Origin of the sequence: Acinetobacter sp. A22 (assembly GCF_030913345.1) — a bacterium.
Classification (GTDB): domain Bacteria; phylum Pseudomonadota; class Gammaproteobacteria; order Pseudomonadales; family Moraxellaceae; genus Acinetobacter; species Acinetobacter junii.
Genome location: NZ_CP133162.1, coordinates 2258788 through 2284860, shown reverse-complemented (window position 1 = coordinate 2284860; position 26073 = coordinate 2258788). Strand labels below are relative to the sequence as shown.

Sequence of the window (26073 nt, the reverse complement as noted above, 5' to 3'; positions counted from 1 at the left end):
AGTTGTCATATAATAAGTCGCGAATTCAACGACGAGTAAAAAAATGTCGAATGATAAATCGCGTGACGCATTAAGCGACGCGCCAATCCCTCAAAGAAATAATGCAGAAGTTGTAAGTTCAGGTTCGCCATTGGATGCTGTCCTGTGGTTGGTTGCTATTGCTTTGCTAATCGGTTCTGCATTGGTAAATCAGCATTTACCTGCCTATTGGGCGCCTGCAAATGATATTTGGGTGCGCGTTGGGGTAATTTTGGCTTGTATCGTTGTCGCTTTAGGTTTATTATACGCCACCCATCAAGGTAAAGGCTTTGTGCGCTTGTTGCAAGATGCACGAATTGAACTGCGTCGAGTGACTTGGCCGACGAAACAAGAGACGATCACCACTTCGTGGCAGGTGCTCTTGGTAGTAATTATTGCATCTCTAGTGTTGTGGTGCTTTGATTATGGGTTAGGTTGGTTTATTAAGTTAATTATCGGGTAAGAGCGCCATGAAACGTTGGTATATTATTCATGCCTATTCAGGCTTTGAAAAACAAGTGTTGCGTTCGCTTAATGAACGTATTCAACGTAGCACGGTAGCTGACAGCTTTGGTGAAGTCCTAGTTCCTACTGAAGAAGTAGTTGAAATGAAGGATGGTAAGAAACGTAAATCTGAACGTAAATTCTTTCCAGGCTATGTGTTAGTCGAAATGGAAATGAATGATGATACTTGGCACATTGTAAAAGAATGTCCAAAGGTTCTTGGTTTTATCGGTGGTACGCCAGAAAAACCAGCGCCAATCACACAACGTGAAGCTGATGCGATTCTTGCTCGTGTACGTAATACTGGTGAAGCACCGCGTCCTAAGACGATGTTTGAACCAGGTGAAGAATTGCTCGTTATTGATGGTCCGTTCACTGACTTTAAAGGAGTTGTGGAGGAAGTTCAGTACGAAAAGTCACGTTTAACGTTGACGATTAATGTATTTAATCGACCAACTCAAGTTGAACTTGAATTTCGACAAGTCGAAAAAACAGTTTAATTTCAGTTGTTTGAAAAGCGCCCGATTTGATCGGGCATTGTTGTTGTAATGTTTCGGCATTACTTGTTTTTTTGGGGAGCCTAACGGCGTCTGTACCCAGAGGTAATTTCAATGGCTAAGAAGATTGACGGCTATATCAAGCTGCAAGTTCCAGCTGGTAAAGCGAATCCATCTCCACCAATTGGTCCTGCTTTAGGTCAACGTGGTGTAAACATCATGGCATTCTGTAAAGAATTCAATGCTGCTACACAAAAACTTGAAGTTGGTTTGCCAATTCCTGTCGTGATCACTGTGTACAACGATAAGTCGTTCACTTTCATCATGAAAACTCCACCTGCATCTATTCTTCTTAAGAAAGCTGCTGGTATTCAAAAGGGTTCTTCTGTACCTAACAAAACTAAAGTTGGTAAGTTGACTCGTGCTCAATTAGAAGAGATTGCGACTACTAAAGAACCAGATTTAACTGGTGCTGATTTAGACGCTCGTGTGCGTACCATTGCTGGTTCTGCACGTTCTATGGGCTTGGAAGTGGAGCTATAAGACATGGCAAAGTTAACTAAACGTCAAAAAGCCATTGCTGCTGCTGTAGAAGCAAACAAAGTTTATACTTTGGAAGAAGCAGTACAAGTTCTTAACAGCCTTCCAGCTGCGAAGTTCAAAGAATCTTTAGATATCGCTGTAAACCTTGGCGTAGATCCACGTAAATCTGATCAGGTTGTTCGTGGTGCGACTACTTTACCAGCAGGTACAGGTAAAACTGTACGTGTTGCAGTATTTGCTCAAGGTGCTGCTGCTGAAGCTGCGAAAGCTGCTGGCGCTGATATCGTTGGTTTTGATGATCTTGCTGAAAGCATTCAAGGTGGAAACCTTGATTTTGACGTAGTAATTGCTGCTCCTGATGCAATGCGCGTTGTTGGTAAGCTTGGTACTATTCTTGGTCCACGTGGTTTAATGCCAAACCCGAAAGTGGGTACGGTTACTCCAGACGTTGCTAACGCAGTTAAAAATGCTAAATCTGGTCAAGCACGTTACCGTGTTGACAAAGCGGGTATCATCCACGCTGCGATTGGTCAGCTTGGCTTTAGCGAAGAAGCTGTACGTCAAAACGTTGAAACTTTAATTGCAGACTTGAAAAAATTAAAGCCTGCTACTTCTAAAGGTGTATACGTTAAAAAGATCACTTTAAGCTCAACTATGGGTCCTGGTCTTACTGTTGACGTAAACAACGTTTCTAAGTAATTAGACAGAATTTTAAAGCCTCAGACTCTTTTTTTAAAAGAGTTTGAGCAAACTTTGAATTGATAAATGAATATTTATCAGCGTCAAAGACCTCAGGTGAGAAGTGTTTTCGAACATTTTTCTTAATCTACCAGCCTGAGTAGACGTGGTGGTGTGATTTGTTCCTCCTCCACGTGTAAGTCGAAAGGCTTACGAATTGGGAGTGCATCTTTATAGATGCATAAATCACCGTTAGGAGGTTTTACAATGGCTCTTCTTATCGAAGGCAAAAAACAGATCGTTGCAGAAGTAAGCGAAGTTGCTTCTAAAGCGTTTTCTGTTGTTGTGGCTAACTATCAAGGTTCAAGCGTAGAGCAATTAACAACACTTCGTGTTGAAGCTCGTAAGTTAGGTGTGACGACTCGTATCGTTCGTAACACTTTGGCTAAGCGCGCATTAGAAGGTACTCAATTCGATATCTTAAATGACAACCTTGTTGGCCCAACCATTCTCGGTTTCTCTACTTCTGAAGATGACATGGGTGCAGCTGCACGCTTGTTCGAAGAATTTGCGAAAACTAACAAAGCATTTGAACTTAAAGCTGCTGCATTTGATGGCAAGGTTTATCAAGGTGCTGAAGTTAGCGTGATTGCAAACCTTCCGAACCAAGAAAAAGCGCTTACTATGCTCGCGTCTGTTCTTCAAGCTCCTATTTCGAAATTGGGTCGCCTCATTACAGCGCTCAAAGAGAAAAACGAGTCAGAAGCAGCTTAATCCTATTTTCACACCATTCAATATCCATTTGGAGTTATTCTCATGGCTTTAACAAACGAAGAAATCTTAAACGCAGTTGCTGAAAAAACAGTTCTTGAACTTGTTGAATTAATTTCTGCTTTCGAAGAAAAATTTAACGTATCTGCTGCTGCTGTAGCTGTTGCTGCTGCTCCAGGCGCTGGAGCTGCTGCTGCTGAAGAACAAACTGAATTCAACGTTGAGTTGACTTCTTTCGGTGCTAACAAAGTTGCTGTAATTAAAGCAGTTCGTGAAGCTACTGGTCTTGGTCTTAAAGAAGCTAAAGACCTTGTTGAAGGCGCTCCAGCTGTTCTTAAAGAAGCTGTTTCTAAAGAAGAAGGCGAAGAGCTTAAGAAGAAGCTTGAAGAAGCTGGTGCTACAGTTACACTTAAGTAATTCTGTAGGGAGTCGATTTTTTTATAATCGGCTCCAAAAAATGGCTGATGGCTCTTGGGTCATCAGCCTTTTTGCGTTACAATAATCGGCTCGTTTTTTGTTAGTTTTGCATATTTCGTGCAAATTTTTATAGAAAACAAATAAAATCAAATGCTTACCAATATTTTTTTGCTTATAAAAATATTGTTAAGCGTTTTGATACCACTAAAAATTGCAGCATTTGTAAACAGTGGTGGCCATATCGGCCTGCGTAATTCCTTCTAGGCCCGTTCTGCAGGCGGGCTTAGTTTACTTTCCGAGGACTCCAGATGGCATACTCATATACCGAAAAGAAACGGATCCGTAAGAATTTTGGTAAATTGCCCCACGTAATGGAAGCACCGTACTTACTTTCGATTCAGGTCGATTCGTATCGTACATTCTTACAAGGTGGTAAAACTCCAAAAAATCGCGAAGATATCGGTCTCCAAGCCGCATTTCGTTCAGTTTTTCCTATTGAAAGTTATTCTGGCAATGCTGCTTTAGAATTTGTTGAGTATAGCCTTGGTAAACCCGAGTTTGACGTGCGTGAATGTATTTTACGTGGTTCGACTTATGCGGCACCAATGCGCGTAAAAATTCGTTTGATCATTAAAGATCGCGAAACGAAATCAATCAAAGATGTTCGTGAACAAGAAGTGTACATGGGCGAAATGCCGCTCATGACCGACAACGGTACTTTCGTTATTAACGGTACTGAACGTGTAATCGTATCTCAATTACACCGTTCACCCGGCGTATTCTTTGATCATGATAAGGGTAAAACACACTCAAGCGGTAAAGTGTTGTATTCAGCACGTATCATTCCTTACCGTGGTTCATGGTTAGATTTTGAATTCGATGCAAAAGATTTAGTTTTCGTACGTATTGACCGTCGTCGTAAATTGTTGGCGACAGTGATCTTACGTGCTTTAAATTATAGCAATGAACAAATCTTGAATTTGTTCTATGAAAAAGTACCTGTATATCTTGATATGGGTAGCTATCAAATTGACCTCGTTCCAGATCGCTTACGTGGTGAAATGGCGCAATTTGATATCTTGGACAATGATGGTAAAGCAATCGTTGAACAAGGTAAGCGTATTAATGCACGTCATGTACGCCAAATGGAAGCAGCTAACTTAGCTAAGCTTTCTGTACCTGATGAATATTTATATGAACGTATTACAGCTGAAGACATCACACTTAAGAATGGTGATGTGATTCCTGCAAATACCGTACTTAGCCATGAAATTATGGTGAAATTGGCTGAAGGTGGTGTTAAACAATTTAACATCCTATTCACTAATGACATCGATCGTGGTTCGTTCATTGCAGATACATTACGTGCAGATACAACAACAGGTCGTGAAGAAGCGCTTGTTGAAATCTATAAAGTAATGCGTCCAGGTGAGCCACCGACAAAAGAAGCAGCAGAGAACTTATTTAATAACTTATTCTTCTCTTCTGAACGTTATGACCTTTCTCCAGTAGGTCGTATGAAGTTTAACCGTCGTTTGGGTCGTCCTTACGAAGTGGGTACTGATCAGAAGTCACGTGAAGTTGAAGGTATTTTATCGCATGACGATATCATTGATGTACTTCGTACATTAGTTGAGATCCGCAATGGTAAAGGTGAAGTCGACGATATCGATCACTTGGGTAACCGTCGCGTACGTTCTGTTGGTGAAATGACAGAAAACCAATTCCGTGTTGGTTTGGTTCGTGTTGAACGTGCTGTGAAAGAGCGTTTGAGCCAAGCTGAAACTGATAACTTGTCTCCACAAGATTTAATCAACGCGAAACCAGTTGCTGCGGCAATCAAAGAATTCTTTGGTTCAAGTCAGTTATCTCAGTTCATGGACCAAAACAACCCATTATCTGAGATTACACATAAACGTCGTGTGTCTGCGCTAGGTCCTGGTGGTTTGACACGTGAACGTGCAGGCTTCGAAGTGCGTGACGTACATCAAACTCACTATGGTCGTGTTTGTCCAATTGAAACACCTGAAGGTCCAAACATTGGTTTGATCAATTCGCTTTCTGTCTATGCTAAAGCGAATGACTTCGGTTTCTTGGAAACACCATACCGTAAAGTTGTAGACGGTCGTGTTACAGATGAAGTTGAATATTTATCTGCAATTGAAGAAGTAGGCACTGTCATTGCACAAGCCGACTCAGCAGTGGATAAAGATGGCAACTTGACTGAAGAAATGGTTTCTGTACGTCATCAAGGTGAATTCGTACGTATGTCGCCTGAGCGCGTAACACATATGGACGTTTCTGCACAGCAGGTTGTTTCTGTTGCAGCGTCATTAATTCCATTCCTTGAGCACGATGACGCAAACCGTGCATTGATGGGTTCGAACATGCAACGTCAGGCTGTTCCTACACTTCGTGCTGACAAACCACTTGTCGGTACGGGTATGGAAGCAAACGTAGCACGCGACTCAGGTGTATGTGTGATCGCGGGTCGTGGTGGTGTAATTGAATATGTTGATGCATCTCGTATCGTTATTCGTGTGAACGAAGATGAAATGATTGCGGGTGAAGCAGGTGTAGATATCTACAACCTGATCAAATATACACGTTCAAACCAAAATACATGTATTAACCAAAATGTCATCGTAAACTTGGGCGACAAAGTTGCTCGTGGCGATATTTTGGCTGACGGTCCATCGACTGACATGGGTGAACTTGCGCTGGGTCAAAACATGCGCGTCGCGTTCATGACATGGAATGGTTATAACTACGAAGACTCGATCTTACTTTCTGAGCGTGTGCTTCAAGAAGACCGTTTAACGTCGATTCATATCCAAGAGTTGTCATGTGTAGCGCGTGATACTAAGTTAGGTGCAGAAGAAATTACTGCTGATATTCCTAACGTCGGTGAAGCTGCATTGTCTAAACTTGATGAGTCAGGTATTGTTTATATCGGTGCTGAAGTTACTGCAGGTGATATTCTTGTTGGTAAGGTAACACCTAAAGGTGAAACTCAGTTAACACCTGAAGAAAAACTACTTCGTGCAATCTTTGGTGAAAAAGCGGCTGACGTAAAAGATTCATCTTTACGTGTTCCGTCAGGCACTAAAGGTACAGTGATTGACGTTCAAGTCTTCACACGTGATGGTTTAGAAAAAGATGAACGTGCGCAAGCAATTGAGAAAGCTCAGCTTGATGCATACCGTAAAGACTTGAAAGAAGAATACAAAATCTTCGAAGAAGCAGCACGTGAGCGTATTGTTCGTTTGTTGAAAGGTCAAGAATCTAACGGTGGTGGTTCGACTAAACGTGGTGAGAAGCTTTCAGAAGATATGTTGTCTGGTCTAGAGTTAGTTGATCTACTTGAAATCCAACCAAAAGATGAAGCAATTGCTGAGCGTTTAACTCAAATTCAAGTGTTCTTGAAAGAAAAGAGCCATGAAATTGATGAAAAATTTGCTGAGAAGAAACGTAAACTTTCTACAGGTGATGAGTTAACAACTGGTGTATTGAAAGTTGTTAAGGTTTACCTAGCAGTTAAACGTCGTATCCAACCTGGTGATAAGATGGCGGGTCGTCACGGTAACAAGGGTGTTGTATCAAACATCTTACCAGTTGAAGATATGCCACATGATGCCAATGGTGTGCCAGTTGATATCGTATTGAACCCACTCGGTGTACCATCACGTATGAACGTGGGTCAGATTCTTGAAACTCACTTAGGTATGGCAGCAAAAGGTTTGGGTGAGCAGATTGATAAAATGCTCAAACAACAACGTACAATTGCCGAGTTACGTTCATTCCTTGATAAGATTTATAATAAAGTGGGTGGTGAGCAAGAACAGCTTGACACACTAACTGACGAAGAAATCTTGAAGCTTGCAGGTAATTTACGTGCTGGTGTGCCTTTGGCAACTCCAGTATTTGATGGTGCTGAAGAGTCACAAATCAAAGAGTTACTTGAGCTTGCAGAGTTACCACGTTCTGGTCAACAAATCTTGTTTGATGGACGTACAGGTGAACAGTTTGATCGTCCAGTAACTGTCGGTTACATGTACATGCTTAAGTTGAACCACTTGGTTGACGACAAGATGCATGCACGTTCAACTGGTTCTTACTCACTTGTGACACAACAACCGCTTGGTGGTAAAGCACAATTCGGTGGTCAGCGTTTCGGTGAGATGGAAGTATGGGCACTTGAAGCATATGGTGCAGCATATACCCTCCAAGAAATGCTCACTGTGAAGTCGGATGACGTCGAAGGTCGTACACGCATCTATAAGAACATTGTAGATGGAAACCATTATATGGATCCGGGTATGCCTGAATCGTTCAACGTATTGACCAAAGAGATCCGTTCTTTAGGTATCAACATTGAACTGAAAAATGGTGACTAATTAGCCATTAATTCTCCTAGTTTCCACTCGAAAAGGGTGGGGGCTTCCCTCCTGAGAAAAGGAGGGGTTGAGGGAGGGTTGTTCAGTTAAAAAACAATATTTGTGACCCAGTCAGGTAAGCCTAGCTTCCTGACACACGGAGAAAAAAATTGAAAGACTTGCTCGATATCATGCGTAAGAAAACGGATTCAGAAGGTCATGCACCGATTGAATTTGACCGTATCCGTATTGGTCTTGCGTCACCAGAGATGATTAAGTCATGGTCTCACGGTGAAGTTAAAAAGCCTGAAACCATTAACTACCGTACTTTTAAACCTGAACGTGACGGTTTGTTCTGTGCCAAAATCTTTGGTCCAGTAAAAGATTACGAATGCTTGTGTGGTAAATACAAGCGTATGAAATATAAAGGCGTCATTTGTGAAAAATGTGGCGTTGAAGTAACGACTGCTAAAGTTCGTCGTGAACGTATGGGTCACATTGAACTTGCTTCTCCAGTTGCACACATTTGGTTCTTGAAATCATTACCGAGCCGTATTGGTTTACTTCTTGATATGACATTACGTGATATCGAGCGCGTATTATATTTCGAATCTTATGTCGTTACTGATCCTGGTATGACTCCGTTTGAAAAGTATCAACTTTTAACGGATGAAGAATACTACAATGCACTTGAAGAGCACGGTGATGAATTCACAGCGAAAATGGGTGCAGAAGCTGTTCAAGACTTGTTGAAAGACATCGATCTTGAAGCTGAAATTGCTCGTTTACGTGAAGAGATTCCACAAACGACTTCAGAGACGAAACTTAAAAAAGCGTCTAAACGTTTGAAGTTGATGGAAGCATTCAAAGAATCAAACAATAAGCCTGAATGGATGGTGATGAATGTACTTCCAGTACTTCCACCAGACTTACGTCCGCTTGTACCTCTTGAAGGTGGTCGTTTCGCGACTTCAGACTTAAACGATCTATATCGTCGTGTGATTAACCGTAACAACCGTTTGAAACGTCTTCTTGATCTTGCTGCACCAGACATTATCGTACGTAACGAAAAACGTATGTTACAAGAGTCTGTTGATGCATTGCTTGATAACGGTCGTCGTGGTCGTGCGATTACAGGTTCGAACAAACGTCCATTGAAATCTTTGGCTGATATGATCAAAGGTAAACAAGGTCGTTTCCGTCAAAACTTACTTGGTAAACGTGTTGACTATTCTGGTCGTTCGGTAATTACCGTAGGTCCTACTTTACGTCTTCACCAATGTGGTCTTCCGAAGAAAATGGCGCTTGAATTATTCAAACCATTTATTTTCGCGAAACTACAAGCATCTGGTCAAGCAACAACCATTAAAGCTGCGAAGAAAATGGTTGAGCGTGAGACTCCTGAAGTTTGGGACGTTCTTGCTTCTGTAATTCGTCAACATCCAGTAATGTTGAACCGTGCGCCAACACTTCACCGTTTAGGTCTTCAAGCATTTGAACCGATTCTGATTGAAGGTAAGGCGATCCGTCTTCACCCACTCGTATGTGCTGCGTTTAACGCCGACTTCGATGGTGACCAAATGGCGGTACACGTTCCATTGACATTGGAAGCGCAGCTTGAAGCTCGTGCATTGATGATGTCAACAAACAACATCTTGTCGCCAGCCAACGGTGAGCCAATCATCGTTCCTTCTCAGGACGTTGTATTGGGTCTTTACTACATCACACGTGATGCAGTAAATGCCAAGGGTGAAGGCATGGTGTTTGCGGATACTCACGAAGTAAACCGCGCATTGGCAACGGGTAAAGTAGCGATTCACGCACGTGTAAAAGTACGTGTACACCAAACTGTGATCAATGAAAATGGTGAACGTGAACAGCAAACGATTATCGTTGATACAACACCAGGTCGTTGCTTACTTTGGGAAGTTGTTCCACAAGGTTTAAGCTTTGATATGATCAACCTTGAGATGACTAAAAAGAACATCTCTAAGTTAATCAACTCTTGCTACCGTAAACTTGGTTTGAAAGATACTGTTATCTTCGCTGACCAATTGATGTATTTGGGCTTCCGTCAAGCGACGCGTTCAGGTGTATCTGTTGGTATGGAAGACATGCTGATCCCACCAACGAAACAAGTCATTATTGACAAAGCTGAAACAGAAGTTCGTGAAATCGAACAACAGTTTGAGCAAGGTTTCGTAACTGCGGGTGAGCGCTATAACAAAGTGGTCGATATTTGGGCACGTACCAATGACCAGGTTGCGAAAGCAATGATGGATAACTTGTCTTACACACTTGTTAAAAACAAGCAAGGTGAAGACGAGAAGCAGAAATCATTCAACAGTATCTACATGATGTCTGACTCGGGTGCCCGTGGTTCGGCAGCTCAGATTCGTCAGTTAGCGGGTATGCGTGGTTTGATGGCGAAGCCAGATGGCTCGATCATTGAGACACCGATTAAAGCAAACTTCCGTGAAGGTTTGACAGTACTTCAGTACTTCATTTCAACACACGGTGCGCGTAAAGGTTTGGCCGATACAGCTTTAAAAACAGCGAACTCTGGTTACTTGACTCGTCGTCTAGTAGACGTAGCACAAGACTTAGTAATTACTGAACCTGACTGTGGTACAGCGGGTGGTTTAGTGATGACTCCATTCATTCAAGGTGGTGATGTCATCGAGCCATTACGTGACCGCGTATTAGGTCGTGTAACGGCTGAAGATGTACGTCGTGCATCTGATGATGAAGTTGTATTACCTCGCGGTACGCTTATTGACGAGAAAATCGCAGCTCAGCTTGAAGAAGCGGGTGTCGATGAAGTTAAAGTACGCTCAGTAATTGCATGTGAATCTACATTCGGTGTGTGTGCTCGTTGTTATGGTCGTGACCTTGCACGTGGTCACTTGGTGAATCCAGGTGAATCAGTCGGTGTAATGGCTGCTCAGTCAATTGGTGAACCTGGTACACAGTTAACGATGCGTACGTTCCACGTTGGTGGTGCTGCGAGCCGAACTTCTGCTGCGAACAGCGTTCAAGTACGTAACAAAGGTACTGTACGTTTCCACAATGTGAAAACTGTACAACATGCCAAAGGTCACTTAGTTTCAGTTTCTCGTTCAGGTGAAATTGGTATTGCGGATGACTTAGGTCGTGAGCGCGAGCGTTATAAACTTCCTTACGGTGCCAGCATTTTGTTGAAAGATGGTGAGACTGTAGAAGCTGGCGGTATCGTAGCGACTTGGGATCCACATACACATCCACTTGTTACAGAAGTTGCGGGTAAAGCACGTTTCAGCCAAATCGCTGATGGTGTAACTGCAACCTCTAAGACTGATGATGCAACAGGTATGACGACTGTTGAAATCTTGCCAGTAACAGCACGTCCTGCGTCTGGTAAAGATTTACGTCCTGCGATCGTGTTGGATACAACAGATGGCGGCGAACAGTTCTACTTCTTGCCGCAAAATACAATCGTGACTGTCCGTGATGGCGAAACGATTGGTGTGGGTGATGTAATCGGTCGTGTACCACAAGAATCTTCGCGTACTCGTGATATTACCGGTGGTCTTCCACGCGTTGCAGACTTGTTTGAAGCACGTAAACCAAAAGAGCATGCGATTTTGGCAGAAGTGTCTGGTATCGTAAGCTTTGGTAAAGAGACCAAAGGTAAGAACCGTTTAGTGATCACACCTGATGATGGTTCGGAGATCTACGAAGAGTTGATTCCTAAATGGCGTCAAATCAACGTGTTCGAGGGTGAGCATGTAAACCGTGGTGAAACCATTTCTGATGGTCCACAAAACCCACATGACATCTTACGTTTGAAAGGCGAAGTTGCTTTAACAAACTACATCGTGAACGAAGTTCAAGACGTTTACCGTCTCCAAGGTGTAAAAATCAACGATAAGCACATTGAAGTCGTCGTACGTCAAATGTTGCGTAAAGTTGAAATCACTGATGGTGGCGATACAAGCTTTATTAAAGGCGAACAAGTGGATTACATCCGTGTTGTTCAAGAGAACCAAGCTGTCTTGGCTCAGAACAAGTTCCCTGCGAAGTTTGAACGTCAATTGATGGGTATTACCAAAGCGTCGCTTTCTACTGACTCGTTCATCTCTGCTGCATCGTTCCAGGAAACAACACGTGTGTTAACTGAAGCGGCTGTAACAGGTAAAGAAGATGATTTACGTGGCTTGAAAGAAAACGTTGTTGTTGGTCGTTTGATTCCTGCTGGTACAGGTCTTGCGTATCACCTAGAACGTCGTCGTCAAGAAGCGGAAGCTGCTGAGTTTGAACTTCACAATGATTTCAGTGAAGTTGATCAAGCGTTCAGCCAAGCATTAAATTCGGATCAATTCTAATTATGAGTTGATTCAAAAAAAGCACCTTCGGGTGCTTTTTTTATTGGTTTAAGATTGAGTTTAAATTTACAAATATTAAAGCATTAGCTAACCCAAATTACATAACATGATCAAAGTCCACATAAAAGAAGATTATTATTTTTAACATACAGAACAGGAGAGTATCCGTCATGAAAAAAACAATTGGTGTTGTTTCCGCTTTAGTCATATCAACGGTTATGTTTACAGGTTGTCAAAATATGAGTGCATCAGACCAGCGTATCGGTGCAGCAGCCTTAGGTGGTGCAGTAGGTGGTGGTGTTGGTAACCATGTTGGTGGTGGTCTAGGTGCGGGTGTAGGTGCGGCAGCTGGTGCTGGTGTAGGAGCAAATACCCAAGGTGGTAGTAGTCGTACGACTACAAGTAGTGCAATTGGAGCAGGTATTGGTTCAGTTGTAGGTAAAGCGTTATTAGGTGGTGATTCTGGTGCTGCAATAGGTGGTGCGATCGGTGGTGGTGCAGGTGCTGCCATCCAAGAAAAGAAATAATCTCTAATTTCGTAATAAAAAATGCCTGTGATTCCTCTCAGGCATTTTTTATCTAGCTGTATAGATTAAGTAGTAGCTTTAGCCTTTTTTCTGTAAGCGTCCGCTGAACACACCTTATGAATTCATCCTATAAGCCTTAATTTAGTCCCCACTTAAAAACAAGTGGGGACTAAAATTTATGACTACAAATCACCAGACATCCATCGCATCTCTTGCGAAAAAACGAAGAACATACAGTGCTGAATTTAAACAGCAGATCGTTCAGGCTTGTAAAGCACCGGACGTTTCAATTGCTTCGGTCGCTTTGCAACATGGATTGAATACAAATCTTGTATCCAAATGGATTCGCTTAATTGATGGTAAGCCAGGGAATGATCGCTCACCACTACCGAATAAACCTGCATTTATTGCCTTATCTTGCTCTGCACCATTAGATCCTACTCCTACTGACATGTTAAAGGTTCAAATTACTTTACCCCACTCAAAAGCAGAAATTGGCTTGAAATGGCAAGTATCAGAAATACCTGCCTTGGCAGAATTACTCAAGGCACTTGCAACATGATCCGCATTGATGAAATCTGGTTGTCTACTCAGCCCATGGACATGCGTGCAGGTATGGATACGACCATGGCTCAGGTGGTGAGAGCCTTTGGCTACATCAAACCGCATTGCGCCTACCTGTTCTGTAATAAACGTGGTCATCGTATGAAAGTGTTGGTACATGATGGACTGGGCATCTGGCTGTGTGCCCGGCGTTTGGAACAGGGTAAATTTCACTGGGCTCAAGTTCACCAAGGTGAAACCGTGGCCCTCAGCCCGGAACAGTTACAGGCACTGATCCAGGGTTTGCCCTGGCAGCGCATTGGACGACAGCAGGTAGTGACGATGCTCTAAACCAGGTTGGTGCATTCTGCTATTCTCCAAACGTTCTATTTCCTCTGCGTCATGACCTCAGGCATACTGCGGTCATGAATACGCTGCCTGACTTAAGCCAACTGACCCATGAACAACTGCTGGAATTCACTAGACAGTTGGCAATGCAGCATCAGTCTCTGGCACAATCAAATCAAGAATTAGAAAAATCAAACCAGCAATTAGATTCTAAAGTTCAACATCTTTCTATTCTCAATCAAAAATACGAGCATGAACTGGCGCTGTTTAAAAAGCACAAATTCGCTCAAAAGAATGAACACTTAACGGCAAAACAAATCCATCTGTGGGATGAAGCGGTTGAAGAAGATATTGCCGCGGTTGATCTAGAACTGGAACGGCTAAATGCAGATAAAACCAATGCAGCGACACACAAAGCCACAGTCAATAAACCTAAACGTCGACCACTGCCAGATCATCTACACACCATCCGTATTGAGCATGAACCTGCATCAACCCAATGTGCTTGTGGCTGCCAACTCCGTCGTATCGGCGAAGATATCAGTGAAAAACTGCATTTCAGACCGGCACAGTTCTATAAGGAACAGCATGTGCGTGGCAAATGGGTCTGTGATCAGTGTGACACCCTGACTCAGCAAGCGATGCCCGCCTATGTGATTGATAAAGGCATTGCTTCACCTGAACTGCTCAGCCATGTGCTGGTATCGAAGTATGCCGATCATTTGCCGCTGTACCGTCAGCGCCTGATCTATCAGCGGGCGGGCATTGATCTGTCCAGATCTACTTTATCTGACTGGATAGGTCGCTGCGGTGTGGAACTGGAACCTCTGGCCAATGCCTTAAAACAGGTGGTGCTGCAACAGCGGGTGATCCATGCAGATGAAACACCAGTCACCATTATGCGGATGGGTGATGATGAGAAAAAACCGAAGAAAGGTTATGTCTGGGCCTATGCCACTACACAGTACAATCCAGTTCAAGCGGTGATCTATGACTTTCAGGATAGCCGTTCAGGTCAGCATGCTGCAGAGTTCTTGAATGGCTGGCAGGGTTATCTGGTCTGTGATGATTACAGTGGTTATAAAGCACGCTTTAAATCAGGCGATGTCATTGAGGTGGGCTGCATGGCGCATGCACGTCGTAAATTCCATGAGCTACATGTGACTGGGAAAAGTCAGATCGCTGAACAGGCATTACTGATGATTCAGAAACTGTATGCGATAGAAGCCGAACTCAGGAAAAAGACCGATAGTACAGCAGAACACCGCCGCGAATACCGACAACAGCACAGCCAACCGGTGATGCAACAACTGTATGAATGGCTCAACCAACATTATCTGACGGTGCCATCGAGTTCTCCAACCGCCAAGGCCATCAATTACAGTCTGAAGCGTTGGCCAGCCTTAAGCCGCTATCTGGATGATGGCAATCTACCCATTGACAATAACTGGGCAGAGAACTCAATGCGCCCCTGGGCATTGGGCCGTAAGAACTGGTTGTTTGCAGGTTCGCTGCGCAGTGGACAGCGAGCGGCAAATATCATGACTTTAATCCAGTCAGCAAAGCTGAATGGGTTGGATCCGTATGCCTATCTCAGTGATGTGCTGAAAAGGCTGCCGACGCATAAAGCGACCCAAATAGAAGAATTACTGCCACATCGCTGGAAATCCAACTCAAATTAAAAAATAGGCATGGGGTTCAGCGGACGCTTACTTTTTTCTACGAATGTATAAGGTTTTCTCGACTTCTGCGATCCGAGTACCAGCTTCATCCACAATATTTAAAGTATATGATCGAAGTACAGGTTCGTGATTTTCAGCTAATCGTTTAATTTCGCTAATTTCTTCTGGGCTGATCCGAATATCAGCATAAACAGTGCTTCGACCTGGTGATAAAAAATTGATTGCAGCACTTTTATCCCACACAATGTATTTGTTTCCCAAATGATGTATCAAAATAAGCATATAAAAGGGATCAACCATGGAATACAAACTGCCACCAAAATGTGTTCCAACAATATTCCGATTTTTTCGTGTAAGCGGCATTTTGATTCGAATGAAATAATTGTCGAGGTCAATCGTTTCAATTGCTATTCCTGCACCGCGATAAGGTGAGTAATGATTGATCATAAATTTTGAAACGGCTGGAATGGTTCGAATTTTTTTGAAAAAGTTTTTCATGGTCAATTTTTTTTCTGATAACTCTATTCATACTTCATAAGTATCATTTTTATTGTATCGCTGGCAATGGCTGTTTAGTTGACCAAGCCACTTGAAAACAAAATGGGAAAAATTATGCAACCACAAGTAAAAACTGTCACAACTTCTGATCAGCAAACACTGTGTGTGAAGACATGGGGCGATGAGAAAAAAACACCATTGGTTTTAGTACATGGTTATCCAGATAATCAGGAAGTTTGGGAGTCAATTATTGAAAAGCTCGTCAATGATTATTTTATTGTAACTTATGATGTGCGTGGCGCAGGTTTATCTTCTATTCCAAAACGTATCAAAGACTATCGTCTACCGCGTTTGTCATTAGATTTACAAGAAGTGGTAGATCAAGTTTTGCCAAATCGTAATTTCCATATGGCAGCGCATGATTGGGGTTCATTACAATCTTGGGAATCGGCAACTGAGCCTAAACTTAAAGGTCGTTTGTTGTCTTATACAACGATCTCTGGTCCTTGCTTAGATCATGCTTCTTTATATTTGCGTGAAAAGTTTAAATCAGCACCAGCAAATGTTCTGAAAATGCTGACAAAGTCATGGTATATCGGTGCATTCCATTTACCACTCATTGCACCTACAGTTTGGACTTTCTTCAGTCCAGAAAAATGGGGCAAAATCTTGAATGGATTAGAGAAAAAACAAGATTTACCATTAAATGCAAATATTGTTGCAGATGGTAAATACGGGATTAACTTATATCGTGCAAACTTTATTCCTTCTTTAACTCAACCGCGTCAACGTTATGCGCAATGTCCAGTACAAGCGATTGTATTGCGTCGTGATGCATTTGTTAGTCCAGAATATATTACTGAGTCTATGCCGAAGTGGGTTGAAAAGTTTGAATATACAGAACTTGATGCGAATCATTGGGCTGTCATCAGCCAACCTGAGAAAATTGCTGAACTTATTCGTGGTTTTATTCAGCGTCAGGCTGCTTAAGATTGAATGATATTTAACAATAAAAATCACATAAGATTTACGCACTTTATTCGGCGATATTTTCAGCTTCATCTCAATGAATCTGCTAGAATGTCGCCTTTCTTTTGCTCCTACTTTTTTTCATGAATGCTGTCGTAATCGCGATTGCCGTGATGTTTATACTGTCACTGGCACGAGTTTCTGTTGTTCTCACTTTAGTGATTTCAGCCATTATTGGTGGTTTAGTTGCAGGTTTGAGTCTTTCCCAAACTGTGGAAGCATTTAATGCTGGTTTAGGTGATGGTGCTGAAGTTGCCTTAGCGTATGCAGTATTAGGTGCGTTTGCTTTAGCACTTTCAAAATCAGGTTTACCTGACTTACTTGCGCATAAATTGATTGGTTTACTGGGCTTTGAAGCAAGTAAAAATCAAGAAAAAAAGGTGAAGTATCTTTTATTAACTATTTTGTTAATTGCAGCAATCTTTTCGCAAAACTTAATCCCAGTTCATATCGCTTTTATCCCTGTACTGGTACCTCCATTGCTGAAAGTCATGAACCATCTAAAATTGGATCGTCGTGCGGCAGCATGTGTGTTAACGCTTGGTTTAGTGGGAACATATATTTTCCTGCCTGTAGGTTTTGGTGCGATTTTCCTTGAACAAATTTTGATGGGGAATATTAACAAAATTGGTGCAGCGTATGGTTTGCATGTCGAACGCAGTATGATGCCGATTGGAATGGCTATTCCTGTTTTAGGAATGGTTCTTGGTACGCTTGTGGCAGTGTTTGTGAGTTACCGTAAGCCACGAGAATATGTAGATCGTACAATCACAACGGTAAAAACTATTGATTTAGATAAACCATTGCGTACAACATCTCAAGTTGAGCATGATCTCAAAGCCGATGCTGAAGAGCTTCGACATGAAGCAGAAAATGTACCGACAATTTCTAAGAAAACCATGTTTATGGCTTTGCTTGCAATTGTGCTGACTCTGGTTGCACAACTGTATTCTGGTTCTATGATTCTAGGTGGACTGGTTGGATTTGCTGTGCTATCCGCTTCTGGAATTTTTAAATGGCAAGATGCGGATGATGTTTTTGTGCAAGGCATGCGGATGATGGCATTGGTAGGCTTCATCATGATTTCTGCTGCTGGATTTGCATCAGTCATGACGCATACAGGCGATATTAATCAATTGGTAAATGGTGTGGTCAATATCATTGGTGATAATCATGCATTAGCTGCATTTCTGATGTTATTTATCGGCTTATTTGTTACGATTGGGATTGGATCATCTTTTTCAAGTGTGCCTGTATTGGCTGTTATTTATGTACCGTTGTGTGTGCAGTTTGGGTTTTCACCATTGGCGACGATTGCATTGATCGGTACAGCTGCGGCTTTGGGAGATGCAGGATCTCCAGCATCGGATTCAACTTTGGGACCAACGGCTGGTTTAGGTGTGGACGGTCAACATGATCATATTTGGGATACGGTCGTTCCAACATTTATTCATTTTAATATTCCTCTTTTGATCTTTGGCTGGATTGCAGCCATGATTCTATAATAATCTTTCTAAATAAAGGTCCTGATTAAGGGCCTTATTTTTTGTGAATTAAATTACGTATTTTATTTATTTAATATCTTGGTTAACTGATTTTAAAATAATCATGTGATATTTTTAGTCTCTTTTTTATTCTATTTTAATAATGATGACTTTATATTAAAAATTGTGGATTTATTATTTTTAAGTAGAATTGAATTCTATTTTTTAAATAAATTTACCAGTCTTTATTAATGGTTAATTCTGATAAAATTGCTTGGTTTTATAGGTATTTATCTTGACCTAAATGGTCTGGATTAAAGTTATATTACATATTTTAACAATTATATTTTTTTGTTATTCAATGGATTAAATAAATAATTAAAATAGTCGGATTTTATCTCTATTGTATAATAATGTGAACTAGTGTTTATTATATTGGACAAGAACATAATTTTTTAAATGAGGTTATTTAAATGTTAAAGAAAGTTTTAGTGGTCGCATTATTGGGGTTATCTTCAACTGCATTTGCAGGAGGTTTTCAAATAAAAGTGGGTGCGAGTTTAATTGACCCAACAGCAGATACAACGCTTGCACCTGGTGCTACGGTAAAAGGTGATCATGAATTTGCATTTACACCGTCAGTTGAATATTTCTTTGGTGATACACCGTTTTCTGCTGAAGTGTTATTAGCTAATCCTATTAATCACGATGTTTTATTAAATGGTGAAAAGGTTGCAAGTGTGCGCCAATTACCACCAACAATTACAGCAAAATATAATTTTAAAAATTCAACTCGTTTCACGCCTTATATCGGTGTCGGTGGTACAGCATTTATTGCATGGCATGAAAAAGGCGTGGCAGATGACGTAAAAAATGCATACGGTGTTGCAGGTCAGTTAGGTTTCAATTTCCAACCTGCTGATGCGAAAAACTGGGGTGTATACTTTGATGCACGTTATGCAGACATTAGCCCTAAAGTTAAATTAGTTGATGGTACTAAATTTAAATTAGACTTGAATCCAATGGTCTATACCCTCGGTTATAGCTATAAATTCTAAGTCATCTAGTTGTGCAAGCCTCACATTATATGGGGCTTTTTTTATATTAAAAACCTACATAAAAATTAAAAAACTGCTCTTATGATAAATAGAATTCACTATATTTATGTGTGATTTGATATGAAATTTAAATTAGGGTGTATTGGGTTTATTTTGTTTCTATTGTTTATTTCATCTGTGGAAGCTGCTAGTTTTTCATGCCATCAAGCAAAATCAACGGTTGAACATCAGATTTGTAATCAACGAGAATTAAATGATGCCGATGTAAAGTTGGCAACAACTTATCAAATTATCTTGCATGCTCTTCCAATGGGAGGGCGTGATGCTGAAAAAGATAAGCAGTTTCAATGGTTGAAACAGCGTAATCGTTGCGGTGCGAAAACATTATGTTTGAGAAAAGCATATTTACAAAGACAACAAGAACTTGATCGTATCCTACAAGATCGCGTGTTGAGTCAGGGACCTTTTTAGCTCACGTAAATTTGAGTGATTTAGATAAAAAATTGCATTTTAAGGATTGAAAAATTTTAGTTATACACCATTCATAGATCATTCCAAATTGATAAGCCTCACAAATAAGGAGTGATTTATGAGTGAACAAGCATCACAAAATTATAGTTTCCAAGCTGAAGTTGCTCAGTTATTGCATTTAGTGACGCATTCTCTCTATTCAAACCCAGAAATTTTCTTACGTGAACTCATTTCGAATGCATCAGATGCATGTGATAAATTACGTTTTGAGGGAATTAATCATCCCGAATATTATGAAAATGATCCAAATTTACGAGTGCGTCTGACTTTAGACAAAGAAAATAAAACGCTTACAATTTCAGACAATGGTATCGGTCTAAGCCAACAAGAAGCGATTGATAATTTAGGTACGATTGCAAAATCAGGTACAAAAGATTTTATGTCTAAGCTGACTGGTGATCAGAAAGCAGATGCGCAATTGATCGGTCAGTTTGGTGTTGGTTTTTATTCAGGTTTTATTGTTGCGGATAAAATCACTGTCGAATCTCGTCGTGCTGGTTTAGCTTCAACAGAAGCGGTACGTTGGATTAGTGGTGGAACCGGTGAGTTTGAGGTTCAAAGCATTGATAAAGCAACACGCGGTACAGATATCATCTTGCACCTACGTGATGATGCACTGGATTATTTAGAATCTTGGAAAGTAAAACAAATCGTTAATAAATATTCTGACCATATTAGCTTGCCAATCGAAATGCAAAAAGAAGTCTGGCAAGAGGAAGAGACTGCTGAGGGCGAAGAGCCTAAAGGTGGTCAAATGGTCAAAACAGATGAATGGGAAGCGATTAACTCTGCGAGTGCATTATGGACACGTAGCAAGAGTGAAATTACTGAAGAGCAGTACATCGAGTTTTACAAAAATTTAAGTCACGACTTTGCAGAACCATTGGCTTGGGCACATAACCGAGTTGAGGGAAGTACTGAATATACGCAATTGTTGTATATCCCAAGTCAAGCGAAACAAGATTTATTTACCCGTGAAGCAAAAGCTGGCATTAAGCTATATGTGAAACGTGTTTTCATCATGGATGAAGCAGATAATTTGATTCCAAATTATTTACGATTTGTACAAGGTGTCGTGGATAGTGCTGATTTGCCATTGAACGTCAGCCGAGAGTTATTGCAAGAAAGCCGTGATGTTAAAACTATTCGTGAAGGGAATGCACGCCGTGTATTAACCTTATTAGATAGTTTAGCTAAATCTGAAGATGAAAAAGATCAAGAGAAATTCAAAAAATTCTATGCGGAATTTGGATCTGTACTAAAAGAAGGTCTAGGCGAAGACTTTGGTAATCGTGAACGCATCTTAAAATTATTGCGTTACGCAACGTCGACTAATGATGAGGTTGTTACGTCTTTTGCTGACTACAAGTCGCGTATGAAAGAAGGTCAGAAGGCTATTTATTATGTGACGGCTGAAAGTTTGAGTGCTGCTAAAAACTCTCCTCAACTTGAAGTATTTAAGAAAAAAGGCATTGAAGTATTGCTGATGGCAGATCGTGTTGATGATTGGGCGATGAATTTTGTCCATGAGTTCGATGGTACGCCATTACAGAATGTTTCAAAGGGTGCTGTTGACTTAGGCGATTTACAAGATGCTGAAGAGAAGAAAGCGCTTGAAGAGGCAGCTGAGCAGTTTAAACCTGTCGTCGATCGCTTGAGTGCTTCACTCAAAGAGAAAACTAAAGAAGTCCGTGTGACTACACGTTTGGTGGATTCTCCAGCATGCTTAGTCACTAGTGAGGGTGAACTCTCACCTCAGTTGGTACGAATGCTTAAACAAGCAGGGCAAGCAGTTCCAGAGATTAAGCCTACCCTTGAAATTAACCCTGAACATCCACTGGTGAAAAAGTTAGAAAGTTCTGAGCAATTTGATGACTTAGCGAATGTGATTTTTGATCAGGCTGTTATTGCGGAGGGTGGTTTACCTGAAGATCCAGCAGCATATGTAAAACGAATCAATAGCCTACTATTGAAGTAGTTTTATCTCATCTGATAGCAAAAAACCTCTAAGTGATTAGAGGTTTTTTGCTATGGATAAACTTAAAGTTACCCACAAGATCGCTGTTAATTTCATCAAAACAAACTTTCAAAGCGAACAAATGTACTGACGTAATGGCTTCGATCTTCATGGTGGTCGTTAAAATAATTGAGATCTCCTTGTACATAGAACCATTCGCGCCAAAGAGGTTGTCGCCAAGATACAAAAGGTCCCCAACTATTTAGACGTAAATCGTTGTTATCGTAATAGCCACCCGTGTAAATACCGTACTTAAAACTATTGTGTGCGAAAAATTGGTGTTGGCGGAATGTACGGTTGTCCCATCGTAGATCATCATCTTGTGTATCAGCATAGGTCAAACTGAGTTGATTTGATAAAAAAGGTTGGTTTGGGCGTGCGTGAATCAGTTCTAAATTTGTTCGAAGATAGTTTTCACTTTTACTGCCATAGCGATAGATTTGTTCAGCATTGAAATTAAAGTCATGATCTAAATCCCAATATTTTTTTGCTCTCAAACGTAAATAAACATCATCACCAGAGCGAATACCGATATCTGCATCGGTATCAAATGGTAGTCGTTTGGAGAAATTTGACCAACGTAATGCGATTGATCCATTACTGTCTCTAGTTTGTTTTGAATCAAATTTTTTATCAGGATCTTGATTCGGTTGAGTGTTGGTATTGGCAACATTGTTGTCAAACTCATCATCAAGCGAGTCATCACCAAAAACAACACTGAACTTTTTTTCTAAAGTTGGTAGTTTGATTTTTCCACGAATACGAGGTTTAACCTCATATTGATCATATTTATTCCAATAATTATCAACCAAGACCCGAATGGTAGCTGAAGCAGGCTTTTCTGGATCTACATCTCCAAACCAATCATCAATTTTGACAGAAGTTCGGTCTGCCCAATTCCGAATATCTTTTTGTTTGCGATCAATCCACGTTCTATCTTCGGTTTCTGAAGTTGGTGGAACGATAGGTTGATCAGATTGTTCAGGAAGTATAGTAGGTGTAGCATCGACCCATTTAGGTATATAACTTAATAGATTTGCCGAGTCTGATGCATGAGCTTGTTCACCCTGAACGGATGTTTCTTCAGTGGCGTAAGTGGCTTGAGTTATCACGCCAAATGGAAGAGCCAAAAGTGTTGGAACAAGGGCGATAGGGACCGTTTTTAAAAAAGTATTCATAATTTAAGCTTATATATTGTTCTTCTTTTCACTCTTTATTATTTCGTTATTAAAATCAATATTTAGACACAAAAAACAGCAATTTATCAGAGAGCTATACAAATAAACTTTAAAAAAATAAGCCACATTCTGAGATGAATGTGGCTATATAAATCTTGTGATAGATTTTTGTTATGCTGAAACGTCCGCCTTAGCTAAAGCATCATACAAGGCGTGGACTGAGATCGGTTGAGCTAAACTACTAATCACTTGTCGAATCAATTGCCATGTATAGCCATTTGTACGATCAAGTAATAAGAATGGATAGGCTTGATCTTCAGAGGAAAGTTTGATGCGTTCTAACCCATGTATAACACGAATTTTTTGACGTTCTTTTAACAGAATAATTGGTGTAAGGAAATTAGCCTCTGTTTCATCAAAAGGAATGAACTTCTGTGTATTGATAAATGACGCTGGAATATATGGATAAGCATCTTCATCACGTTGCCAAACTGTATGACCATTCATGATGCATTCATTAAACAGCGTTTCATGTTGATGATAGTGCTGTTTAAAGGTCGTCCAATGTGTCTGATGTATGGAGCTGGTACGCGTATGGCGTTGATCAGTGTAAGTTTGTAAAACACTCGTTGCATATTCAACGCTGTGTGTACCAATTAAGACAACATAATGTGAAAATTGACCTTGTGCATAGAGTTGTTCAGCTAAAAAGATTTGAGCTGTTTCCCAAATTGGTTGTTCATCATTTTCAGCTTTTAAATATAACCAATCAATTTTAATGTTTTGATTAATCTCATCATGTAGATCTACATGATACAAAGATGGAAAAACTTTTGGATCTACACGTTCAAGTCGGCAAACTAAACCATCTAGATTAAATTCTGTATTTAGAGGTTTAATTTTTTCTAGATTCGCAGTCGGTCGAGAAGCGGATTTAAAACTTGGTTTTGGTCTGCTTGCAACTGATGGTGTCGAAGGTGCAATTGGTGGTGCAGTTTGTAATTTTTCTTGAATAATCGCTTCAAGCTGTGCATCGAAATTCGCAGTTTTCTCTTTAAGCACCGTTAACACATCCTTGGTTTCAGTTTGAGTTGCCTTTGTTGTTGAATCTAACCCAGCTTCACTGATTGGTTCTAAGATTGGAATGATTTGTTTTAGCTGCTCATCAGTTTTGACATATTGCTTAGCGTGTTTAGTTAACCATTCTAAAGCTTCTTTGCTTGAGTCCATCCACGGACTTTTCAAAAATGATAAAGCAGGGCGAACCACCCATACCTGCCAATGATTAGCTTGGCGTAAGGTTGCCCATCCCATATCAGGAGCAGCAAATAAAGCATGCTCAATTTTTTCTGAGAAGTTATATGTGCCGTAATAAGTCATCGAAAAACCATATGCAGCAAGTTCCTCTGATGGGACTTCTTCTTGTTGTATATATTGTTTGAACTGCGCTAATTCTTCTTGAAAAAGAGGGTCATTACATGATGCACAAATGTCTTTAATTCTTTTTTTTGATTTGGCAATTTCAAAAAGCGAAGCTTTATTATCATTAAGCCCAACAATAAGATGTTTGAGCTCATCAACCAATAATGCTTTCTCTAATACGTCCATTGCTTATTTCCTTAGAGATAGGCTTGAGCCTGTTTTAAATAATAAGTAAGTACAACATTGACAGCATCTTCAAGCAATTTGTATTCAGTCGTGGTTGCCAAAGTGTGCTGTTTTGCCAATTCTACAAGCTGTACTACACATATTTGTTCTGGTTGAATCTGACCGTTTATTAAGGCTTGTAACTCTTGCATTTCCATAACAAAAGATTGTCACTTTATGACGATTATAGAAGAAAAATGCGTAAAATCTATAGTGCCTAAGTTATTCAAATTCTGTATTTAAATTTGCTAAATCGAGATTTAGATCATACTTTTGGCTTTAAAACTGCTACGTATTAAAAGATAGAATCGGATAATTAGATGGCTATACACAAAGATATCTATAAATTTAAATTCTTTATGTGAGCTTCATCACAAAGCCTGTAGTCAAAACTTGATCAAAATAATTACAGGATTTGTTTCATATTATTTAGTGCAATAAAAATGCCTGATTTGTGATCAATAATGATTGGAATTGTATTGATTTTTACATGCGTGGAGCGCATAGGTTTCGGGGTGAACCGAAACCTATGAGATGAATGATGTCTTAATGTTTGATTTCACAAGATTCATCATTACATTGAGCTGAGTTGTCCTGCTCAATGCTTTCTACTGATGTGGTTTGTGCTTGTTGAAGTGCTTGTAAAAAGATTTCTCGAGGCTGTGCGCCTGAAAGAGCAAGTTTCTGATCAAAAACAAAGAAAGGAACGCCTGTGACCTTCAATTGCTCATGTGCAATTTTTTCATCATGACGTACAAAGTCAGCTAATTCATCTGAATCTAGCACGTATTCAACCTCAGCATTGTCTAAACCAATACGCGAAGCAATTTCCTCAACAACTTCTCGCTCGCCAATCGCCAAACCTTCAGTCATATAAGCATGGAAAAAAGCTTCTTTTGCTTCATTACCTAAACCTTTGCTTTGTGCCAAATGAATGATGCGATGAGCGTTAAAACTATTCCCAGAGTTGGCTTTTTGCCATTGGAAATCGATGCCTTCAGTCGCTGCCATAGCGGCGACATTACGCTCCATTTCTTCCATCTCTGCATAACTACGTCCATACTTTTGCGCGAGACGTTGAGTATTTGAAACCTCGTGTTTTGCAGGGGCGTCAGGATCAAGTTCAAAGCTATGCCAATGAATATCTAGCTCAATGCCTGCTTGTTCAGCTACATGTTCAAGACGCTTTTTTCCGATGTAACAGAAAGGACAAACTACATCTGACCAAATATCAACGCGCATAAAATTTCTCTTCAATTATCGTTAAAAGAGATAATAGGGGCGTAGTTGCTGAATTTAAAGCGATTAAAATGTAATGCTCCGTTACGAGAAGTGAAATAAAAACTATATATATTGTTTTCTT

General features: G+C 40.6%; 22 protein-coding genes. 17 read left to right on the top strand and 5 right to left on the bottom strand.

Annotated features, from left to right (window positions below; genetic code table 11):
• Positions 1 to 43: 43 nt before the first annotated feature.
• From secE to Q9Q86_RS11080, 12 genes are all read left to right on the top strand, one after another.
• Positions 44 to 481, top strand: a complete 438-nt coding sequence (gene secE / locus Q9Q86_RS11135) for a preprotein translocase subunit SecE (protein ID WP_004674339.1) — start codon at positions 44 to 46, stop codon at positions 479 to 481.
• Between the two features lie 7 nt (positions 482 to 488).
• Positions 489 to 1022 (top strand): transcription termination/antitermination protein NusG, encoded by a 534-nt coding sequence (nusG, locus tag Q9Q86_RS11130; RefSeq protein ID WP_004916944.1) that lies wholly within the window; start codon positions 489 to 491, stop codon positions 1020 to 1022.
• Between the two features lie 111 nt (positions 1023 to 1133).
• Complete coding sequence (gene rplK / locus Q9Q86_RS11125) at positions 1134 to 1562, top strand: 50S ribosomal protein L11 (RefSeq protein WP_004637639.1); 429 nt, start codon at positions 1134 to 1136, stop codon at positions 1560 to 1562.
• Positions 1563 to 1565: 3 nt separating this feature from the next.
• Positions 1566 to 2261 carry a 50S ribosomal protein L1 gene (rplA, locus tag Q9Q86_RS11120; RefSeq protein ID WP_004916940.1) on the top strand — a complete coding sequence of 232 codons (696 nt, stop codon included), beginning with the start codon at positions 1566 to 1568 and terminating at the stop codon, positions 2259 to 2261.
• 246 nt (positions 2262 to 2507) lie between these two features.
• Positions 2508 to 3014: a 50S ribosomal protein L10 gene (gene rplJ, locus Q9Q86_RS11115; protein WP_004957403.1), complete on the top strand. Its 507-nt coding sequence runs from the start codon at positions 2508 to 2510 to the stop codon at positions 3012 to 3014.
• A 42-nt stretch (positions 3015 to 3056) separates the two neighbouring features.
• Complete coding sequence (rplL, locus tag Q9Q86_RS11110; protein ID WP_004916934.1) at positions 3057 to 3428, top strand: 50S ribosomal protein L7/L12; 372 nt, start codon at positions 3057 to 3059, stop codon at positions 3426 to 3428.
• 308 nt (positions 3429 to 3736) lie between these two features.
• On the top strand, positions 3737 to 7825 hold the full coding sequence (rpoB, locus tag Q9Q86_RS11105) for a DNA-directed RNA polymerase subunit beta (protein WP_112987503.1): 4089 nt from the start codon (positions 3737 to 3739) through the stop codon (positions 7823 to 7825).
• 149 nt (positions 7826 to 7974) lie between these two features.
• Positions 7975 to 12168 (top strand): DNA-directed RNA polymerase subunit beta', encoded by a 4194-nt coding sequence (rpoC, locus tag Q9Q86_RS11100; protein ID WP_004916929.1) that lies wholly within the window; start codon positions 7975 to 7977, stop codon positions 12166 to 12168.
• A 170-nt stretch (positions 12169 to 12338) separates the two neighbouring features.
• Positions 12339 to 12695, top strand: a complete 357-nt coding sequence (locus tag Q9Q86_RS11095; protein ID WP_004916926.1) for a hypothetical protein — start codon at positions 12339 to 12341, stop codon at positions 12693 to 12695.
• Between the two features lie 178 nt (positions 12696 to 12873).
• A complete protein-coding gene (locus Q9Q86_RS11090; RefSeq protein ID WP_148699016.1) occupies positions 12874 to 13257 on the top strand; it encodes a transposase in 384 nt (127 codons plus the stop codon).
• Positions 13258 to 13277: 20 nt separating this feature from the next.
• Positions 13278 to 13589 (top strand): IS66 family insertion sequence element accessory protein TnpB, encoded by a 312-nt coding sequence (tnpB, locus tag Q9Q86_RS11085; protein WP_158319084.1) that lies wholly within the window; start codon positions 13278 to 13280, stop codon positions 13587 to 13589.
• Positions 13590 to 13663: 74 nt separating this feature from the next.
• Positions 13664 to 15268: an IS66 family transposase gene (locus tag Q9Q86_RS11080; protein WP_305155932.1), complete on the top strand. Its 1605-nt coding sequence runs from the start codon at positions 13664 to 13666 to the stop codon at positions 15266 to 15268.
• A gap of 27 nt (positions 15269 to 15295) precedes the next feature.
• Here Q9Q86_RS11080 and Q9Q86_RS11075 read toward each other — a convergent pair whose 3' ends face one another.
• Positions 15296 to 15766, bottom strand: coding sequence for a DUF4442 domain-containing protein (locus Q9Q86_RS11075; RefSeq protein ID WP_112987534.1), 471 nt, complete (start codon positions 15764 to 15766; stop codon positions 15296 to 15298).
• A 114-nt stretch (positions 15767 to 15880) separates the two neighbouring features.
• Here Q9Q86_RS11075 and Q9Q86_RS11070 point away from each other — a divergent pair, with 114 nt between their 5' ends.
• The 5 genes from Q9Q86_RS11070 (at position 15881) to htpG (ending at position 21846) form a co-directional block, all read left to right on the top strand.
• Positions 15881 to 16756 (top strand): alpha/beta fold hydrolase, encoded by an 876-nt coding sequence (locus tag Q9Q86_RS11070; RefSeq protein WP_112987535.1) that lies wholly within the window; start codon positions 15881 to 15883, stop codon positions 16754 to 16756.
• Positions 16757 to 16878: 122 nt separating this feature from the next.
• Positions 16879 to 18300, top strand: coding sequence for a Na+/H+ antiporter family protein (locus Q9Q86_RS11065; RefSeq protein WP_020899659.1), 1422 nt, complete (start codon positions 16879 to 16881; stop codon positions 18298 to 18300).
• A 452-nt stretch (positions 18301 to 18752) separates the two neighbouring features.
• Positions 18753 to 19337, top strand: a complete 585-nt coding sequence (locus tag Q9Q86_RS11060; RefSeq protein ID WP_004916920.1) for an OmpW family protein — start codon at positions 18753 to 18755, stop codon at positions 19335 to 19337.
• A gap of 120 nt (positions 19338 to 19457) precedes the next feature.
• A complete protein-coding gene (locus Q9Q86_RS11055; RefSeq protein ID WP_112987533.1) occupies positions 19458 to 19808 on the top strand; it encodes a lysozyme inhibitor LprI family protein in 351 nt (116 codons plus the stop codon).
• Between the two features lie 118 nt (positions 19809 to 19926).
• Positions 19927 to 21846, top strand: coding sequence for a molecular chaperone HtpG (htpG, locus tag Q9Q86_RS11050; RefSeq protein ID WP_004957422.1), 1920 nt, complete (start codon positions 19927 to 19929; stop codon positions 21844 to 21846).
• Between the two features lie 95 nt (positions 21847 to 21941).
• Here the strand turns inward: htpG and Q9Q86_RS11045 are convergent, their stop codons facing one another.
• The 4 genes from Q9Q86_RS11045 to Q9Q86_RS11030 form a co-directional block, all read right to left on the bottom strand.
• The gene (locus tag Q9Q86_RS11045) at positions 21942 to 23063 is read right to left on the bottom strand and encodes a hypothetical protein (protein ID WP_112987532.1); all 1122 of its coding nucleotides are present in this window, start codon (positions 23061 to 23063) and stop codon (positions 21942 to 21944) included.
• Positions 23064 to 23234: 171 nt separating this feature from the next.
• A complete protein-coding gene (locus Q9Q86_RS11040; RefSeq protein WP_112987531.1) occupies positions 23235 to 24671 on the bottom strand; it encodes a hypothetical protein in 1437 nt (478 codons plus the stop codon).
• A gap of 11 nt (positions 24672 to 24682) precedes the next feature.
• On the bottom strand, positions 24683 to 24868 hold the full coding sequence (locus Q9Q86_RS11035; protein ID WP_112987530.1) for a hypothetical protein: 186 nt from the start codon (positions 24866 to 24868) through the stop codon (positions 24683 to 24685).
• A gap of 388 nt (positions 24869 to 25256) precedes the next feature.
• Positions 25257 to 25952, bottom strand: coding sequence for a DsbA family oxidoreductase (locus tag Q9Q86_RS11030; RefSeq protein ID WP_112987529.1), 696 nt, complete (start codon positions 25950 to 25952; stop codon positions 25257 to 25259).
• Between the last annotated feature and the right edge of the window lie 121 nt (positions 25953 to 26073).

What these genes read in the sequence shown, in the direction of transcription:
- secE (WP_004674339.1), top strand. Translation starts at nt 44, where the DNA reads ATGTCGAATGATAAATCGCGTGACGCATTAAGCGACGCGCCAATCCCT.
- nusG (WP_004916944.1), top strand. Translation starts at nt 489, where the DNA reads ATGAAACGTTGGTATATTATTCATGCCTATTCAGGCTTTGAAAAACAA.
- rplK (WP_004637639.1), top strand. Translation starts at nt 1,134, where the DNA reads ATGGCTAAGAAGATTGACGGCTATATCAAGCTGCAAGTTCCAGCTGGT.
- rplA (WP_004916940.1), top strand. Translation starts at nt 1,566, where the DNA reads ATGGCAAAGTTAACTAAACGTCAAAAAGCCATTGCTGCTGCTGTAGAA.
- rplJ (WP_004957403.1), top strand. Translation starts at nt 2,508, where the DNA reads ATGGCTCTTCTTATCGAAGGCAAAAAACAGATCGTTGCAGAAGTAAGC.
- rplL (WP_004916934.1), top strand. Translation starts at nt 3,057, where the DNA reads ATGGCTTTAACAAACGAAGAAATCTTAAACGCAGTTGCTGAAAAAACA.
- rpoB (WP_112987503.1), top strand. Translation starts at nt 3,737, where the DNA reads ATGGCATACTCATATACCGAAAAGAAACGGATCCGTAAGAATTTTGGT.
- Q9Q86_RS11095 (WP_004916926.1), top strand. Translation starts at nt 12,339, where the DNA reads ATGAAAAAAACAATTGGTGTTGTTTCCGCTTTAGTCATATCAACGGTT.
- Q9Q86_RS11090 (WP_148699016.1), top strand. Translation starts at nt 12,874, where the DNA reads ATGACTACAAATCACCAGACATCCATCGCATCTCTTGCGAAAAAACGA.
- Q9Q86_RS11080 (WP_305155932.1), top strand. Translation starts at nt 13,664, where the DNA reads ATGAATACGCTGCCTGACTTAAGCCAACTGACCCATGAACAACTGCTG.
- Q9Q86_RS11075 (WP_112987534.1), bottom strand. Translation starts at nt 15,766, where the DNA reads ATGAAAAACTTTTTCAAAAAAATTCGAACCATTCCAGCCGTTTCAAAA.
- Q9Q86_RS11070 (WP_112987535.1), top strand. Translation starts at nt 15,881, where the DNA reads ATGCAACCACAAGTAAAAACTGTCACAACTTCTGATCAGCAAACACTG.
- Q9Q86_RS11065 (WP_020899659.1), top strand. Translation starts at nt 16,879, where the DNA reads ATGAATGCTGTCGTAATCGCGATTGCCGTGATGTTTATACTGTCACTG.
- Q9Q86_RS11060 (WP_004916920.1), top strand. Translation starts at nt 18,753, where the DNA reads ATGTTAAAGAAAGTTTTAGTGGTCGCATTATTGGGGTTATCTTCAACT.
- Q9Q86_RS11055 (WP_112987533.1), top strand. Translation starts at nt 19,458, where the DNA reads ATGAAATTTAAATTAGGGTGTATTGGGTTTATTTTGTTTCTATTGTTT.
- htpG (WP_004957422.1), top strand. Translation starts at nt 19,927, where the DNA reads ATGAGTGAACAAGCATCACAAAATTATAGTTTCCAAGCTGAAGTTGCT.
- Q9Q86_RS11045 (WP_112987532.1), bottom strand. Translation starts at nt 23,063, where the DNA reads ATGAATACTTTTTTAAAAACGGTCCCTATCGCCCTTGTTCCAACACTT.
- Q9Q86_RS11040 (WP_112987531.1), bottom strand. Translation starts at nt 24,671, where the DNA reads ATGGACGTATTAGAGAAAGCATTATTGGTTGATGAGCTCAAACATCTT.
- Q9Q86_RS11035 (WP_112987530.1), bottom strand. Translation starts at nt 24,868, where the DNA reads ATGGAAATGCAAGAGTTACAAGCCTTAATAAACGGTCAGATTCAACCA.
- Q9Q86_RS11030 (WP_112987529.1), bottom strand. Translation starts at nt 25,952, where the DNA reads ATGCGCGTTGATATTTGGTCAGATGTAGTTTGTCCTTTCTGTTACATC.